The following is a 15,728-nucleotide window of genomic DNA, read 5'->3' on the forward strand; positions in this document are numbered from 1 at the left end:
CTACTCGAAGCTCCTCCGAGCTACGTAAAACCGAAGCCCCTCTCCTGCTCCGTTGGTGTTAACCGCCGGGGCGAGTGAGGGGCTTCGGTTGCTCAGGCCAGAAAGACCGGCGTGTGCAACTCAGTCGGTCCGCAGATTCTTGATGGGATTAGCTGTGGCGGCTTTCACGGCCTGGAAACCTACCGTAAGGAAAGCCACAGCCGCCGCCAGCAACCCGGCCGCTAAGAACGCCCACAGCGGAATATCAATGCGGTAGGCGAAGTCCTGCAGCCAGCGGTTCATGGCCAGCCACGCGGCCGGGAAGGCAATAATGGCCGCCACCAGCACCAGCACCAAAAATTCCTTCGACAGTAGACCTACGATGTTGCCCACGCTGGCACCCAATACTTTCCGGATGCCAATTTCCTTTTTGCGGCGCTCGGCCGCGTAGGTAGCCAGCCCGAAAAGCCCCAGGCACCCCACAAAAATGGCTACGCCCGTGAACGTCCACAGCAAGGCTTTAAGCTTGTCCTCGGCTTTGTACATCTGGTCGAAGTTCTCGTCCAGGAACTTGTATTCGATGGGGTTGTCGGGGCTGAACTTACTCCACACCTGCTTCACGCCGTCCACCGAGCTGGCTATGTTGTCGCCCTTGATTTTCACGGCCACTTTCCAATATGCGCCGGGGAATATTTGCAGCACGGCGGGCTCCAGTTTGTCGTAGAGGCTCTTGTAGTGGAAGTCCTTCACCACCCCGATAACCTTGCCTGTTTTCAAGGAATCGGGGTTCGTGTCGCTCCATACCTGCCACTGCACGGTTTTACCCAGGGCTTTTTCCGGCGTACCGAAGCCGAATTCCTTGACGGCCGTTTCGTTGATGATAAACGCTTGGTCTTTGTCGGTTTTCAGCTCGCGCGAAAAGTCACGGCCGGTAATGAGCTGTAGGCCCAGCGTTTTGATGTAATCGTAATCGACCATCAGCTGCGTAACGCCGTAGCGCTTTTGCTCACCGTTGGTGGGCACAATCAGGCCGTCGCCGGCCACCTGGTCGCCCGGAAAGCCGTAGCCAATACTGGCCGACGCAACGCCGGGCACTTGCTGCAGCTCGTTTTTAAAAGTCTCGTACTGCTGGGTCATGTTGTCGCCGCGCATGGGGAAAAACATGATTTGGTCGCGGTTAAAGCCCAGGTCTTTGTTGTGGAGGTACGACACCTGCTTGTACACCACAAAAGCGCAGATAATCAGGAACACCGACAGCGAGAACTGCACCACAATCAGCCCGTGGCGCAGCCATTGCACCCGGCCAAAAATGCCATCCGTTACCACCGCGCTTTTCAGCACTTTCACCGGCTGAAAGCTGGACAGCACCAGCGCCGGGTAAAAGCCCGCCAACAACCCAATTACCAACGTTAACAGCGCCAGCAAACCCAGCAGAGCGGGGTTCTGAAGCAGGTTGAACGTCATGATTTTGCCGGTAAACTCGTTGAGCGACGGCAGCAGCAGCGCCGTAAGCACCGCCGACAGCGCCACGCTCACCAGCGTAAGCAGCACCGTTTCACTGAGGAACTGCAGCATGAGTTGCTGGCGGCTGGCCCCAATGGTTTTGCGAATGCCCACTTCCTTGGCCCGCTGCATGGACTTGGCCGTAGCCAGGTTCACGAAGTTAAAGCCAGCAATGAGCAGGATAAAGGCAGCAATAAAGCTCAGCGCCTTCACGTAGGTGATGTTTCCCTTAACAGATTGGTCGTACTTGAAAGTCGACGAGTACAGGTGCATGTCGTGCAGCGGCTGCAACAGCGGTACGTACTTCAGCGGCTCGGCGCCCATGGTGGGCTGAATTTTCTCCGTGATGTAAGCTTGCAGCTTCTTCTCGGTCTGCTTGGCATCGGCGCCGGGCTTGAGTTTTACATAGGTAAAAAACTGCTGCCAGCTCCACCGCTTCATGCGCTCGGGTGGTAGGCCCGCCGCTGCCATGGGCACCACGTAATTGATTTTCAGGTGGAATTTCGACAGGCTGTTTTCCAAAACGCCGGTCACCTGGAAGGTCTCTTTGCTGATCTTGATTTCTTTACCCACCGGGTTTTGGTCGCCAAAAAAGCTTTTGGCTATGTCTTCGGCCAGCACTACCGATTTAGGGTTATCGAGGGCCTTGGCTGCCGAACCGTATTTGAACGGCAGATCAAACACGCCGAAAAAGGTAGAATCGGCAACGCGGCCGTCTTCCACGTAGATCTTCTTTTCGCCCACCTCCAGCAAGTTGAGTGCGCCGGTCATCAGGACGCGCGTGGTTTGCTCAACCTCGGGAAACTCTTGCTTGAGCGTGGGCGCAAACATGGGCGACACCGGGCTGATGTACTCCGTGGCGTCTTCGTCTTTTTGCTCGGTATACACCCGGTAAATTCGGTCGCCGGCGGGCACAAACTTGTCGTATTGCAGCTCGTCGGCCACAAACAGGCCGATGAGCAGGCAGGCCGTTATGCCCAGGGCAAGGCCCGCAATATTAATGAAGGAGAAGCCTTTGTGCCGGACGATGTTCCGGTAGGCTACGAGAAAGTAGTTCTTAAACATGGCTTGGGGCTGAGCATGGTGCAGAAAGGATCAGGCGCGGGCTCAGACCGTGAAAGGCTGCTGCATGTTTTCCAGCACCACCTGCCCGTCGAGCAGCCGAATAACGCGGTGGGCGTAGCGGGCGTCGTGATCGGAGTGGGTCACCATCACAATGGTGGTGCCGGCTTCGTTAAGCTCGGTGAGTAGCTCCATTACCTCGTTGCCGTTGCTGGAATCGAGGTTGCCGGTGGGTTCGTCGGCCAGAATCAGGCGGGGGCTGTTCACCACGGCGCGGGCCACGGCCACGCGCTGCTGCTGCCCGCCCGAGAGCTGCTGCGGAAAATGGTTGCGGCGGTGCATGATCTGCATTTTCTCCAGCACCTTCTCCACTTTTTCCTTGCGCTGGGCCGCGCCTACGCCCAGGTAAATCAAGGGCAACTCCACGTTTTCGGCCACCGTCAGTTCCTCAATCAGGTTGAAGCTTTGGAACACGAACCCGATGTGTTTTTTCCGCAGCTCGGCGCGGCGACGCTCGTTCACGTTGGTTACGTCTTGGCCGGCAAAGGAAAAGTGGCCGCCGTCGGGTTCGTCGAGCAGACCGATGATGTTGAGCAGCGTGGACTTCCCGCAGCCCGAAGGCCCCATGATGGCCACGAATTCGCCTTCGTTGACTTCCAACGACACGTTGTTGAGCGCCTTGGTCTGCACTTCTTCGGTGCGGTAAATTTTCTCGAGATGTTCGATCTTAAGCATGGTCGTAAGGTTTCGGCGGGCTGAGAGTTATGGGAAGGGAGTGGTTTATTAATGGCACTCCAAAAGAGTTTTTTTGAGAAAATCCGTCCTGCTCATCTGGCGTCCGCTTGACGAAGCACCTCTGCTGCTTCGCCAGCACCCATTCACTCAACTAAATGCATCTGACTACTATCGGCAGAGATGCTTCGTCAAGCGGACGCCAGATGAGCAGGACGGTCAGTTATCAGTTCCTGTGCTTTAGTCCACTTTGGGTTTGAGCGTTAACTCGCCCATAGTTTCAAAGCCTTCGTAGCTGGACGTCACCACTTTGTCGCCGGGCTTCAGGCCTTCTAGCACTTCGAAGTACTCGGGGTTCTGGCGACCCAGCCGGATGTCGGTGCGGTAGGCTTTGGTGCCATCTTCGTTCACCTTGAAAATCCAGTTGCCGCCCGTTTTTTGGTTGAAGCCGCCCCGCGGCACGCGCACGGCCTGGGTTGGGTCGCTCAGGGCCAGGCGCACCGGCAGGGTTTGGCCGCGGCGCACATCGGTCGGCGCGGTGCCGCTGAACTCCAGGTCTACTTGCAGGCCGCTGGTTACCTGCGGAAAAATCTTGGTTACGCGCAGGTCGTAGGTCTTGCCGTTGAAGACCACCTGGGCTTTCTGGCCGGGGAAAATGCGCGAAATGTAGTATTGGTCGAGGGTGGCGCGCACTTTCAGGCCCGAGAGCATATCGAGCTGCCCGATGCGCTGGCCGCGGGTTTTCAGCTCGCCTATTTCGGCGTTTAGTGACGTTAGCCGCCCCGCCGCCGGGGCCTTGATGGTGAGGTCTTCCAGCTTGCGGCGCATCAGGGCCAGGTTGCTTTGCATGCGCCCCACCGACTGCTGCATTTGCCCGATTTGCTGGCCCATGGTGAGCGAATCCTGGCGCAGGGAACGGCGCGTGAGCTGCTGCCGGCGCTGCTGGTAGCGGTAGTTGTTCTGGGTTTGCAGAAACTCCTGCCGCGAAATCACCTTCTGCTCGTATAGCGACGAGTTCAGGTCGTGCAGGCGTTTGGCTTCGCGCAGCTGAAAGTCGATATCGGCCATTTGGTTGAGCTGCTGAATGCGGTTTTGCTGTAGCAGGTTGCGCGTGTTGTGCAGGTTGTTCATCAGGTCGAACACGGCCGTTTCGCGGTTCACCATTTCCAGCTGCAAATCGGTATTCGCCAGCTGAATAATGGGCTGTCCGGGTGCTAGCGTGGCGCCGTCTTCCACTAGAATGCGTTGCACGGTGCCGCCTTCCGGCGCATCTAGGTAAATGGTTTTGATGGGCATTACCACGCCATCAACCGGCACAAATTCCTGGAAATCCCCCCGGCTCACCGGGCTAATGGTCAGCCGCTCGGGGTCCACGTTCAGCTTGGCCGGCCCAGCCGACGACATTAATGTCGCCACTACCCACACCACTGCCAGCACCGCTATACCCAAGAGCAGTAGTTTAATTGGTGTCCAGGTCTTTTTTTGAATGGGTACGTCCATGATCTTCTTAACCGTCCGGATCGACTTCAGAAAGACGGTTGCCAAGAGCCTAGTAAGAACGATGCCATTATATCAAACAACTGTATTTCAGCTGCTTAATTTAAATCAACCTATTCTTTCCTACCAAAGTGTACGCTTTCGATACACCTAACCGTCCGGTTGTGATACACCTGTGCGCGTCCTGACTGGTGTAAAGTTGCTTTTCCCTCGCTTCAGGCAGCTTTTTCGCGGCTAGTACAGTTTATGATGGGTAACTTGGAGCTTGTCTTTCCGACAAGCAGCCGGCCCCTCGTTGAATCCCCTCGTTCCCATGGTTCTGAAGAAAGCACGCGTATTAGTTATCGACGACGACACCGACGTGCTCTTCGCCATGCGCATGCTGCTCAAAACCGAAGTGCAGGAAGTAGTAACCGAGAAGAACCCGGAGCTGCTCCTGTCCCTGCTCAGCAAGCAGACCTTCGATGTCGTTTTCCTCGACATGAACTACAAAAGCACGTTGGGCAGCGGCAACGAGGGCCTGTATTGGCTGGGGCGCATTCGCGAAAAGGACCCCACGGCCACCGTTATCATGATAACAGCCCACGGCGAGGTAAGCACCGCCGTGCGCTCCTTGAAAGCCGGCGCCACCGATTTTATTGTGAAGCCCTGGCATAATAAGCAGCTGCTGGAAACCCTGGAAGCAGCCCTGCAGCAGCGCGCCACTACCGGCAAAAATTCCGCAGCCGGTTCTGCCCCCCGTCGTCCGGCTTCTTTCGCCGAGTTCGACTTGCTAGGCCAATCCGAGGCCATGCAGGAAGTGTTTCACAAGATTGAGAAGGTGGCGCCTACTGAAGCCAACGTGTTGCTGTTGGGCGAGAACGGCACCGGCAAAGAGTTGGTAGCCAAGGCCCTGCACCAACGGTCTTTCCGCGCCGCCAAGCCCTTTATCACGGCCGATTTGGCCGCCATGAGCGAAGGCATTTTCGAAAGCGAACTATTCGGGCACAAAAAAGGCTCGTTTACCGACGCCCGCGAAGACCGCGTGGGCCGCTTCGAGGCCGCCACCGGGGGCACTTTGTTTCTGGATGAAATCGGCAACATTTCGCTACCGCAGCAGGCCAAGCTGCTTACCGCCCTGCAAAACCGCCAGGTCATTCCCTTGGGCAGCAACGTGCCGGTGCCCGTGGATATCCGATTGATTTCGGCTACAAACGCGCCGCTCTATGAGTTGGCCGCCCGCAACGAGTTTCGTAAGGACCTGATTTACCGCCTGAACACGGTGGAAATAACGCTGCCGCCGCTGCGCGAGCGGGGCGACGACGTGCTGCTGCTGGCCAAGCACTTTGCCGGACTGTACGCCGCCCGCAACCGCAAGCCCACGCCCACCTTCGAGCCCGAGGCGCTGCAAAAACTCAAGCAGCACGGCTGGCCTGGCAACGTGCGGGAGCTACAGCACGCGGTGGAGCGGGCCATTATTCTGGCGGAAGGCGACGTGCTACGCGCCCAGGATTTCCGCTTCTCTGCCATGGAAACGCCGGCACCACCTTCCGCCGCTCCGCTTCTTCCCGATGGACCTTTGCAGCTCAGTGAAGTGGAAAAAAGCACCATTTTGCGGGTGATTGAGCGCCACAACGGCAACATTACCAAAGCGGCTAAGGAGCTCGGCCTTACCCGCACCGCCCTCTACCGCCGCCTCGAAAAGCATGACCTCTAAGCGGCTGGAACTAGGCATTGCGTTGCGCCTGATCGGGCTGCTGGCGTTGCTGTGCGCCGGCCTGTATGCCCAGCAGCGAGCGGCCTACACCCTTATGGCCGGCGCCGTTGTGCTGCTGGCCGGGGCCGTTTGGGAACTGGCCCGTTACGTTACGCGCAACAACCGCGCTCTGGCCGATTACCTTCTGGCCGTGAAGTACCGCGACTTCTCCCAGTTCTACAACGAGGAGCACTCCGACCTTTCGGTACGGCCTCTGTATGCGGCCTTCAACCAAATTAACGGTACTTTCCGGCAGCTTAGCGCCGAGCGGGAAACCCAGTTCACGTACCTGCAAACGGTGCTGCAGCTCATCGATACCGGCATTATTTCCTACGATGCCGTGGGTGAAGTAGAATGGGTAAACGAGGCGTTCAAACAGACGCTGGAACTACCGTATCTAAAGAACATCAAGGCCCTGCAAAAGCGCCTGCCCGCGCTCTACGAAGCCATCGACCAACTGCAACCGGGCACGCCCGTCGTTGTAAAAATCACCGTGGGCGATAAAACCATGCAGCTGTTGTTGTCGGCCACTTCGTTTAAGTTGCAAAGCCGCGTGTTTACGCTGGTAGCCTTCAAGAATGTCAGTCACGCCCTCGACGAAACCGAAACGGCGGCTTGGCAAAAGCTGCTGCGCGTGATGACCCATGAAATCATGAACTCGGTGGCGCCCATTGCCTCCCTGGCCGATTCATTGCGCCGCAACCTCCGCCACGAACTAGAACAGGTATCAGCACCAGCTCAAGCCGAACGCGTCCTGCTCGACGACATTGCCGAAGGCATCGGTATCATTCAAACCCGCAGCGAAGGGCTGTTGCGCTTTGCCCAGGTGTACCGCGACATCAGCACCATTAGCGCGCCGCTACTTACTACGGTGTACGTGCAGGAGTTATTCGGCAGCATTAAAGGTCTGATGACTCCGCAGCTGCGCGAATCCAGCATTGATCTGTCGACCATGGTGGAGCCCGCCGAATTGCAGTTCCAAGTCGATTCCCGCCTGATGGAGCAGGTACTTATTAACCTCGTGCTAAACGCCGCTTATGCCGTGCGCGAAACTGCCCAGCCGCGCATTCAGCTTCGCGCCCGCCAAACTGAGTCTGGTCAGGTCATTATAGAAGTAACCGACAACGGCTGCGGTATTCCGGCCGAGGTGATGGACAGCATCTTCATTCCGTTTTTCACCACGCGCCGCAACGGCACGGGCATCGGGCTGAGCCTCGCCAAGCAAATTATGCACTTGCACAAAGGCAGTATCAAAGTGCAGTCGGTTGTAGGTCAGGGAACCGTATTTAGGCTGGAGTTTTAGTAGTTCATGTGCGTAATACAGATCGATTTACGCTGTTTTTGACCACGGGCACTTCAGCTCGGTAATCATTGATGCTACCCGATCTGATTTCCCAGGCGGTAACGTATTACCGGCTTCCTATAAATACCCGAAACCTCTCTTGCTAACGAACGTTAGGAACCATACATTTGTTAGCCTCAATACCCTATGGAAACCTCTGCTCCCACCCTTTCGCGCAAAGCCCAAATCGACCAGACGGCCACTCGGCTGTTTCGGCGGCGGGGCTATGCTGCCACGAGCATGAGGGAGCTGGCCACCGAATTGGGCATTGAAGCGGGCAGCATCTACTCGCACATCCGCTCCAAAGAGGAAATCCTGCACCGCATTTGCTTTCGGCTCGCCGACGAGTTTATGCAGGGCTGGCGCAACGCCACCGCCGATGCCCACGCCTCGGCTGCCACGCAGCTGCGCCGCGCCATCGAAAGCCACGTGCACGTGCTCATTCACAACGTCGATGCCTCGGCGGTGTTTATGCATGAGTGGCGGCATTTGTCGGAGCCCGCCCACGGCGAGTTTCTGCAGCTGCGCCACCGCTACGAAGCTAATTTTCGGGAGCTGATTGCCCGCGGCGTAGCAGCCGGCGAGTTGCACACGCCCGATCCTGCCTTCGCCGCTCTCACCCTGCTGGCCAGCTTGGCGTGGTTGCCCTCGTGGTACCGCCCCGACGGCAAGCTGGGCCCTGAACAGATTGCCGAACGCCTTGCCGACCAGCTTTTGGGCGGCTTGGCTCCTGCCGGGTAGCCGGTTTCATTTCCGTTACCCATTTCCCCATCAACACCACACCACCAAAGCCATGTACGGATCCGCAAGCACCCACGACATTCCGGCCAACGCCTCCACGGGCCTCGAAAACGAGGACCCGATTCTGCTGGCCGAGTTTGAAGCCCGCATTGCCCGGGGCGAGAAAATCGAGCCCGACGACTACATGCCGGCCCTGTACCGCAAGCAGCTCATTCGCATGATTGAGCAGCACGCGCACTCCGAAATCATCGGCTCGCTGCCGGAGGGCACCTGGATTACCCGTGCGCCGGGCTTCCGCCGCAAAATGGCTCAAATGGCCAAGGTGCAGGACGAGGTGGGCCACGCACAGCTGCTGTACTCGGCAGCCGAAACGCTGGGCAAAACGCGCGAGGACATGATTACCGACCTCATCAACGGGAAGTCGAAGTACTCGAACGTGTTCAACTACCCCACGCCTACGTGGGCCGACTCGAACGTTATTTCCTGGCTGATTGACGCCGGCGCCATTGTAAACCAGCTGGCCAACGCCAAAGGCTCGTACGGCCCTTACTGCCGCGCCCTGGAGCGGATTTGCGCCGAGGAATCCTTCCACCTGAAATACGGCCACGATGCCGTGGTACACATGGCCACGGGCACGCCCATTCAGCGCCGTATGATGCAGGAAGCCCTAAACCGTTGGTGGCCGCCCATTATGACGTTCTTTGGCCCGGCCGACAAAGCCAGCCAGCACACCGAAATTCTGATGCGCTGGAAGGTAAAAATGGCTTCCAACGACGACTGCCGCCAGCAGTTCCTGGACATGTACGTGCCCAAGATTCACGAAATCGGCCTGACCATTCCCGACCCGAACCTGCGCAAAAACGAGGAAACCGGCCGCTGGGAATACACCGAGCCCGACTGGGAAGAGCTGAAGCGCGTGATTAACGGCGACGGCCCCTGCAACAAGGAACGCCTGGCCGTACGCCGCGCCGCCGAGGTAAACGGTGCCTGGGTGCGCCGGGCCCTGAAAGCCAAGCAGCCCGCGGTGAAGCACGTTCGTCCGCTGGCGTAATTCACTTCAATGAGCGAATGGCTGAACCAGCTTTAAGCCTGCGGCCGGAGGTTTTCCCCACTTCGGCCGCGGCTTGGCTCGTTCAGTCATTCACTCATGATTTCCCCGCTTATGCTTACTTCCCTCGACCCGCGCATTGCCCGGCTCGGGCTGCCCGAAACGCAGCCTTCCATTGAGCCCAAAGAGGCGCTGGACCAATTTGAAACCTACGAGGTCTTTCACCAGAAGAAAGAGGGCACCGCTTACGCCTACGTAGGCCCGGTGCACGCGCCTTCGCCCGACGTAGCGTTTCTGTTTGCCAAAGAGCAGTTCAGCCGCCGCTTTGCCTGCACAGGCATGTGGGTTACGCCCACGCGCAACATCAGCCTAACGCGTTACGTGGGCGACACCGAATCGGTATACGACACGATAACCGAGGCACTTCCCGCTGATGCTACGCCCGCTCCCGACGAAAGCGTGCAGCAGGCCGAAGCCTACGCCCGCGGCGAGGAAGACTACGCCATTTTCCACCTTAAGCGTCGTGGCAAGGCTCATACCCACGTGGGCATGGTGCGCGCCGCCTCGCCCGCCGAAGCCCTGCTGCAAGCCAAAGCCGTGTTTGGCGAGCAGCGCCCCGTGGTAAACGTGTGGGTGGTGCGCTGGGCCGATGTGCTGACCTCCGACGACGAGGACCGCGACATTTGGAGCACTACGCCCGAAAAGAAGTACCGCGACGCCATTGCCTACAAAGTGCAGGACCGCATCGACCGTTTCAAGCAGGAACAGCTCTAATACCGCCCCATGAACCCCGACGCGCTCAAAGACCTGCTCTACCGCCTTGCCGACGACCAGCTCATCCTCGGCCACCGCAATTCCGAGTGGAATGGCCTCGGCCCCATTCTGGAAGAAGACATAGCGTTTTCGTCGATGGCTCAGGACAAGCTCGGCCACAGCCTGCAGCTCTACGGGCTGCTGCACCAGCTGGGCGAAGCCGAACCCGACACCGTGGCCTTCACGCGCAACGCGCCGCAGTTTCATTGCACGCAGCTGGTGGAGCTACCCATCGGCGACTACGCCTTCAGCCTGATCCGCCATTTCCTGTTCGACCACGCCGAACTGCTACGCTTCGAGATGCTGGCCACCAGCAGCTACGAGCCGCTGGCGCAGGTTGCCCGCAAACTGAAAGGCGAGCTGAAATACCACGTGCTGCACGCCAATACCTGGGTGAAGCAACTGGGCACCAGCACCGAGGAAGCCATTGACATGCTGCAAGGTGCCTTGAACTACACGCTGCCCTTCGCGTTAGGCTTGTTTGAAAAGACCGAGTTTGAAGCCGACATCGTAAGCGGGGGTATTTTTCCCGGCGAAGACGAGCTGAAAGCCCGTTGGCTGGAAAACATCAGCAAAGTGCTCAGCCAAACCAACCTGGAACTGCCCGATTTGACTACCGTAACGCCCGTGTTTGGTGGCCGCGGCGGGGAGCACACCGAGCACCTGCAGCCGCTGCTGGATGAAATGGCCGAAGTATTCCGCCTCGACCCCACTGCCGACTGGTAGCATCGGTTGTCAGTTGCGAGTTGTTCGTTTTCAGCTCGCTTAGCAATTGCCTGACAACTCTAAACTGACAACTAACCATGGACAAGGCAACCGTTCTTACGTGGCTCGACGCGGTGAAAGACCCGGAAATTCCGACGATTTCACTGGTGGACCTGGGCGTTATCCGCGATGTGCGCATTGCGGACGACGGCCACGTAACCGTGCGCATGACGCCCACGTTTTCGGGTTGCCCGGCCATGGACTACATGCGCCGCGACGTGGAGCGCGTGCTTACCGAGCACGGCGTGGAGCGGTTTACGGTGGAAATGACCATGGAAGAAGCCTGGACCAGCAACTGGGTAACCGAACGCGGCCGCGAGGCGCTACGGGCGCACCGCTTGTCGCCGCCACCGCAGCACCAAGGCATTGTGGATATCGACATCCTGGAGTATGCCGAGTGCCCCAATTGCGGCTCTACCAACACTACGCTTCGCTCACCTTTTGGCCCTACATTATGCCGCGCCCTGCATTACTGCAACGACTGCCGCCAGGGCTTCGAACAATTTAAGCCGGTATAGGTAAAGTAGCTGGTCTACATTTTCTTTCCCGAAGGCATCGGCAACGGAATATTCTTGCCTTGCGCTGCGTTGTGCTCCTTGCTATGCGTAAACTACTTCTTTACCTGCCCCTGCTGCTGCTGCTGGCGGCAGCTTCCTGCCGCAAAACGGGAGACACTCCGGTTTCTTTCGACCCTACTTCGCCTGCTGCCGCTCGCTTGCAGATTGACGTATTGCGCGACACCGTGGACCTGCGCTGGAAGCAGATGATCGACAGCGACAACCAGAAAGTGGTGGCTACCAAAGCCGTTCTTTCGGAGCTGCAGCGCCTGCCCGGGGCAAACGTAGCCCGGGCCAAGCAGTTGGATGCCGTGAACGACAACTTGCTCAGCTTGCGCTACGACCAGCAAACAATGTCGGTTTCCGAGCGCATTGATGCCTACGACATGGCCCAGGACTCTGTCCTCCGGGCTTTATACACCATCACGCAGCCGCACCTGTCAAAAAGCAAGGACGTGGAGTCTCTGACCGAGACCATAAAAGTGGCCGATAACGAAGTAGCCGGTTTCCGGGTTCGATACGACCAAGCGGCCCGCATGTACAATAATTACCTGCAAATGCACGCTGAAACCCTGAAAAAAGCCGGCCGCAAATATGCTCGACTGCAGCCCCTGCCCTTGTTCGAATTGAAGGACTGATTAGCGTTTCACCTACATAAGAAAAGCCCGGTCCTTGAAGGACCGGGCTTTTATTTTGCTCAGCGTTTGGTGCAATCTGAACCGTTTTCGTTAGCTCAAGCCAGGTTTTACAGCTGAGCCATTTCAGTACGCACGAAATCGGCGAGGCTGCGCAAGTACTCGGTGCTAAAATCGAAGCGGATGCCGGCCGCCTCGTAAATCTCGCCGATGGTAGCCGTGTAGCCCAAGGCCAGGGCCCGCTTATAGGCTTCCAGGCCGGCGGCCGGGTTATGGCGGTAGTTCCGCCACACCGCAATAGCGCCTAGCTGGGCCATGGCATACTCGATATAATAGAACGGCACTTCGTAGAGGTGCAGCTGCTTTTGCCACAGCCAGGGCTTGTATTCCGCCAGCCCCTGCCAGCTTACGGTGCGCTGGTTGAACTCGTCGAACACCTCTACCCAACGGGCCTGGCGCTGCTCCGAGGTATGGCTGGGATTTTCGTATATCCAGTGCTGAAACTTATCGATGGTAGCCACCCAGGGAAACGTTTCGAGCACCGACTCGAGGTGGGTTTGCTTGGCGCGGCGCAGTTCGTCGGCATCATGAAAAAACACGTCCCAGTGGTCCAGCGAAATCAGCTCCATCGACATGGAGGCCAACTCCGCTACCTCGCTTGGCGGGTGCTTGTCGGCGCCCATGGGCAGGCGGCGCGTGAGAAAGGAATGCACGGCATGGCCGCCTTCGTGCAGCATGGTCACCACGTCGCGCAGGGAGGAGGTGGCGTTCATAAAAATGAACGGCACGCCGGTTTCGTCGAGCGGGTAGTTGTAGCCGCCGGGTGCCTTGCCCTTACGCGACTCCAGGTCCAGGTGGCCCATTTCGCGCATGGTGCTCAGACAGTCGCCCAGGAACGGGTCGAGGCGCTGGAATACGGTAATGGTTTTTTCGAGCAGTTCCTGGCCGGTACCGAAGGGACGCAACGGCGCCTTGCCCGAAACATCCACGTCCAGGTCCCAGGGGCGCAATTCGTTCAGGCCCAAGTCGCGGCGACGGTGCTGGTCGATTTCGTCGATCAGCGGCACCACCGTGTCGTGAATGGCCTGGTGAAAGGCGAAGCAGTCCTCGGGCGTGTAATCGAAGCGGCCGAGAGCAGCGAACATGTAGTCGCGGAAATTCGGGAAGCTGGCATTCAGCGCCATTTGGTGCCGCAATTCCACAAGCTCGGTAAACAGCGCATCGAGCGGCTGACGGTCCTGCACGCGTCGCGTCTGAATGGCCATCCAAGCCTCTTCGCGCCGGGCGCGGTCGGTATCTTTTAGGCGGTCAGCGGCGCGCTGCAAGGTCATTTCCTCGCCGTCGAGGGTCACCGTCATGGCGCCCACAATGGCGGCGTACTGCTGCTGTTTGGTGCTGATGTCGGTTTTGAGCGGAATGTTCTCGGCGCGGTAGATTTCCAGCGCCCGGCGCACCGAGCGCAGAAAGATGCGGTAGCGCTGCGGGTCGAGGCCGGCGGCGAAAGGCGAAGCCACCAGCTTTTCGTTGAGGGCGTGGTCGTAGGGCGCGGTGTTCGGCTCTATCTCGCTCACAAAGTACTGGAAAGCGTCGCTGCGGGGCTGGTCCTGGGTGTCGCAGGTCATGCGGATGTAGCGCCAGGCCAAGTCTTCGCTCAGCACCGATTCCAGCTCGGAGCGGTCGAGCAGCCAGTTTTCCAGTTCCTCGGCCGAGTTAATGGCTCGGTCGCGCAACTCAATGAAATAGGGCTCAATGGTAGCCCAGTCGGTTACGGTGAAGGACTCAGGCAAGTAGCGGCGCGGCGGGCGGGCTTGAGTTGTTACGTCGGCGGCGAGTTCCGGTGTGGTGTAACTCATAGGAATAAGAAAGCAGCTCTACGGAAGGGAATCCATTTTCTACGCAAAAACCGATGGCATGGCAACGGGCCCGGCGCGAAATATACCGCAGTTGGTGAAGGTAAGAAGTCTGGCGGGTAACGCGGTGCATCCCAAGCCACGCTACTGCGGTGATGGCACGAAACACCAAACCCGAACGGGCCTGTCGACCTGCCCGGGTTTGGCAATGCTAATACGCAGGTTAGCCGATTTCGATAACCACGTCGGATGTAAGCGGATGCCCCACGCACACCAGCACGTAGCCCTGCTTCAGCTCCGAGTCGGACAGGCCTTCCCGCTCGTCGAGATGCACCTTGCCCGAGAGGCACTTGCCGCGGCAAGCGGTACACAGGCCGGCCTGGCAGCTGTAAGGCAGGTCAATATCGAGGTCGAGGGCAGCTTCCAGAATGGTCTGGTTGGGCTGCACTTCCACTTCGTAATCGGTGCCTTCGTACTGAATGGTAACGGTGCGGGCCGTAATGGCGTCGTTGTCGTCGGAGGTAACAGTACCGTGCCCGTCGGGCTGATTGGCAGCGGTTTCGGCCGAGTCGGCAGAGGCCACGAAACTCTCGCGGCGGATGCGGTTAGCGGGTACGCCCAGCAGTTCCAGCGCGGCACGGGCCTCGGCCATCATGCCCTCGGGGCCGCACATGTAGTACTCGGCTTGCTCGGCCGGGAATTGGTGGCGCTGCTCCAGAATACGCAGCAGCATGGTGCGGTTCAGGCGGCCTTTGAACTGATGCGCACCGCCCGGGTTTTTCGGCTGGCTGTACACGTGCTCCACCTGGAAGCGACCGGCGTACTGCTGCTCTAATGCTTCGAGCTGGCTTTTGAAAATCACTGAATCTTCGCTGCGGTTGCCGTACACGAGCAGAACGTGGCTTTGGGGCTCGGTTTGCAGCACCGTTTTCAGAATGGCCATGAGCGGCGTAACTCCTGAGCCGGCCCCAATGAGCACCAACGAGCGGGCCGTGCCGGGATTGGGCTGCACCGTGAAGTTGCCCATGGGCGCCATTACTTCCATTTGCTGGCCCACCTGCACGTTATCGAGCAGGTAGTTGCTCACCAAGCCGCCGGGCACGCGCTTCACGGTTACGGAAAGGCGTGGCGCTTCGTGCGGGGTGCTGCTAAGCGAATAGGAGCGGCGCTCCGGACGGCTGCCGGAGCCGCAGGGCACGATTAGCGTCAGGAACTGGCCGGGCTGGCTGGCAATGGGCTGACGGTCGGGGCGTTCGAGGTGAATGGTAACGCAGTCGTCGGTTTCGTGCGTCAGGTCGACGACGTTCAGGGTGAGGTACGGGCTGGTGCTCATGCGGTTCTCGGCCGGCGCGTAGCGCCGTGAAAACGGGGTTCGGTGGAACAGAGGGAAAAGACCGCGGACCGGGTTTTGCGCCGCGGTCCGATGTGTGTGCAAGGTACGGCAAAAGGCAGCAAAAAGGCTGAATCCG

13 protein-coding genes are annotated in these 15,728 nt (G+C 58.6%); 8 read left to right on the forward strand and 5 right to left on the reverse strand.

Annotation, left to right across the window (positions count from 1 at the left end):
• Nucleotides 1–120: 120 nt before the first annotated feature.
• The 3 genes from ABD903_RS12785 to ABD903_RS12795 all read right to left on the reverse strand — a co-directional run bounded on the left by ABD903_RS12785 (nucleotide 121) and on the right by ABD903_RS12795 (nucleotide 4,821).
• Nucleotides 121–2,547 carry an ABC transporter permease gene (locus ABD903_RS12785; RefSeq protein WP_345224792.1) on the reverse strand — a complete coding sequence of 809 codons (2,427 nt, stop codon included), beginning with the start codon at nucleotides 2,545–2,547 and terminating at the stop codon, nucleotides 121–123.
• A 42-nt stretch (nucleotides 2,548–2,589) separates the two neighbouring features.
• Nucleotides 2,590–3,279 (reverse strand): ABC transporter ATP-binding protein, encoded by a 690-nt coding sequence (locus tag ABD903_RS12790; protein ID WP_345224794.1) that lies wholly within the window; start codon nucleotides 3,277–3,279, stop codon nucleotides 2,590–2,592.
• 237 nt (nucleotides 3,280–3,516) lie between these two features.
• Nucleotides 3,517–4,821, reverse strand: a complete 1,305-nt coding sequence (locus tag ABD903_RS12795; RefSeq protein WP_345224796.1) for an efflux RND transporter periplasmic adaptor subunit — start codon at nucleotides 4,819–4,821, stop codon at nucleotides 3,517–3,519.
• Between the two features lie 265 nt (nucleotides 4,822–5,086).
• Here ABD903_RS12795 and ABD903_RS12800 point away from each other — a divergent pair, with 265 nt between their 5' ends.
• The 8 genes from ABD903_RS12800 to ABD903_RS12835 all read left to right on the forward strand — a co-directional run bounded on the left by ABD903_RS12800 (nucleotide 5,087) and on the right by ABD903_RS12835 (nucleotide 12,412).
• Complete coding sequence (locus ABD903_RS12800) at nucleotides 5,087–6,469, forward strand: sigma-54-dependent transcriptional regulator (protein WP_345224798.1); 1,383 nt, start codon at nucleotides 5,087–5,089, stop codon at nucleotides 6,467–6,469.
• The gene (locus tag ABD903_RS12805; protein WP_345224799.1) at nucleotides 6,459–7,811 is read left to right on the forward strand and encodes a sensor histidine kinase; all 1,353 of its coding nucleotides are present in this window, start codon (nucleotides 6,459–6,461) and stop codon (nucleotides 7,809–7,811) included. Before ABD903_RS12800 ends, ABD903_RS12805 begins: the two co-directional genes overlap by 11 nt.
• Before the next feature lie 186 nt (nucleotides 7,812–7,997).
• Nucleotides 7,998–8,591: a TetR/AcrR family transcriptional regulator gene (locus tag ABD903_RS12810; RefSeq protein WP_345224801.1), complete on the forward strand. Its 594-nt coding sequence runs from the start codon at nucleotides 7,998–8,000 to the stop codon at nucleotides 8,589–8,591.
• Nucleotides 8,592–8,643: 52 nt separating this feature from the next.
• Nucleotides 8,644–9,642: a 1,2-phenylacetyl-CoA epoxidase subunit PaaA gene (gene paaA, locus ABD903_RS12815; RefSeq protein WP_345224803.1), complete on the forward strand. Its 999-nt coding sequence runs from the start codon at nucleotides 8,644–8,646 to the stop codon at nucleotides 9,640–9,642.
• A gap of 96 nt (nucleotides 9,643–9,738) precedes the next feature.
• Nucleotides 9,739–10,413: a phenylacetic acid degradation b gene (locus ABD903_RS12820; protein ID WP_345224805.1), complete on the forward strand. Its 675-nt coding sequence runs from the start codon at nucleotides 9,739–9,741 to the stop codon at nucleotides 10,411–10,413.
• Between the two features lie 9 nt (nucleotides 10,414–10,422).
• Nucleotides 10,423–11,178, forward strand: a complete 756-nt coding sequence (gene paaC / locus ABD903_RS12825) for a 1,2-phenylacetyl-CoA epoxidase subunit PaaC (protein WP_345224806.1) — start codon at nucleotides 10,423–10,425, stop codon at nucleotides 11,176–11,178.
• A gap of 77 nt (nucleotides 11,179–11,255) precedes the next feature.
• Entirely contained in the window at nucleotides 11,256–11,735 is a 480-nt protein-coding gene (gene paaD / locus ABD903_RS12830) for a 1,2-phenylacetyl-CoA epoxidase subunit PaaD (RefSeq protein WP_345224808.1), read from the forward strand.
• A gap of 83 nt (nucleotides 11,736–11,818) precedes the next feature.
• Nucleotides 11,819–12,412: a hypothetical protein gene (locus ABD903_RS12835; RefSeq protein ID WP_345224810.1), complete on the forward strand. Its 594-nt coding sequence runs from the start codon at nucleotides 11,819–11,821 to the stop codon at nucleotides 12,410–12,412.
• Between the two features lie 107 nt (nucleotides 12,413–12,519).
• On the opposite strand, the gene ABD903_RS12840 is transcribed toward ABD903_RS12835, so the two are convergent.
• Both ABD903_RS12840 and ABD903_RS12845 read right to left on the reverse strand, forming a co-directional pair.
• Nucleotides 12,520–14,262 carry a M3 family oligoendopeptidase gene (locus ABD903_RS12840; protein ID WP_345224812.1) on the reverse strand — a complete coding sequence of 581 codons (1,743 nt, stop codon included), beginning with the start codon at nucleotides 14,260–14,262 and terminating at the stop codon, nucleotides 12,520–12,522.
• Nucleotides 14,263–14,482: 220 nt separating this feature from the next.
• Complete coding sequence (locus ABD903_RS12845; protein ID WP_345224813.1) at nucleotides 14,483–15,592, reverse strand: 2Fe-2S iron-sulfur cluster-binding protein; 1,110 nt, start codon at nucleotides 15,590–15,592, stop codon at nucleotides 14,483–14,485.
• Nucleotides 15,593–15,728: the final 136 nt, after the last annotated feature.

Origin of the sequence: Hymenobacter koreensis (assembly GCF_039541855.1) — a bacterium.
Lineage (GTDB): Bacteria > Bacteroidota > Bacteroidia > Cytophagales > Hymenobacteraceae > Solirubrum > Solirubrum koreensis.

Coding starts and splice junctions, on each gene's coding strand:
- ABD903_RS12845 (WP_345224813.1), bottom strand. CDS start 15,592: ATGAGCACCAGCCCGTACCTCACCCTGAACGTCGTCGACCTGACGCAC.
- paaC (WP_345224806.1), top strand. CDS start 10,423: ATGAACCCCGACGCGCTCAAAGACCTGCTCTACCGCCTTGCCGACGAC.
- paaD (WP_345224808.1), top strand. CDS start 11,256: ATGGACAAGGCAACCGTTCTTACGTGGCTCGACGCGGTGAAAGACCCG.
- ABD903_RS12805 (WP_345224799.1), top strand. CDS start 6,459: ATGACCTCTAAGCGGCTGGAACTAGGCATTGCGTTGCGCCTGATCGGG.
- paaA (WP_345224803.1), top strand. CDS start 8,644: ATGTACGGATCCGCAAGCACCCACGACATTCCGGCCAACGCCTCCACG.
- ABD903_RS12790 (WP_345224794.1), bottom strand. CDS start 3,279: ATGCTTAAGATCGAACATCTCGAGAAAATTTACCGCACCGAAGAAGTG.
- ABD903_RS12835 (WP_345224810.1), top strand. CDS start 11,819: ATGCGTAAACTACTTCTTTACCTGCCCCTGCTGCTGCTGCTGGCGGCA.
- ABD903_RS12800 (WP_345224798.1), top strand. CDS start 5,087: ATGGTTCTGAAGAAAGCACGCGTATTAGTTATCGACGACGACACCGAC.
- ABD903_RS12820 (WP_345224805.1), top strand. CDS start 9,739: ATGATTTCCCCGCTTATGCTTACTTCCCTCGACCCGCGCATTGCCCGG.
- ABD903_RS12840 (WP_345224812.1), bottom strand. CDS start 14,262: ATGAGTTACACCACACCGGAACTCGCCGCCGACGTAACAACTCAAGCC.
- ABD903_RS12785 (WP_345224792.1), bottom strand. CDS start 2,547: ATGTTTAAGAACTACTTTCTCGTAGCCTACCGGAACATCGTCCGGCAC.
- ABD903_RS12810 (WP_345224801.1), top strand. CDS start 7,998: ATGGAAACCTCTGCTCCCACCCTTTCGCGCAAAGCCCAAATCGACCAG.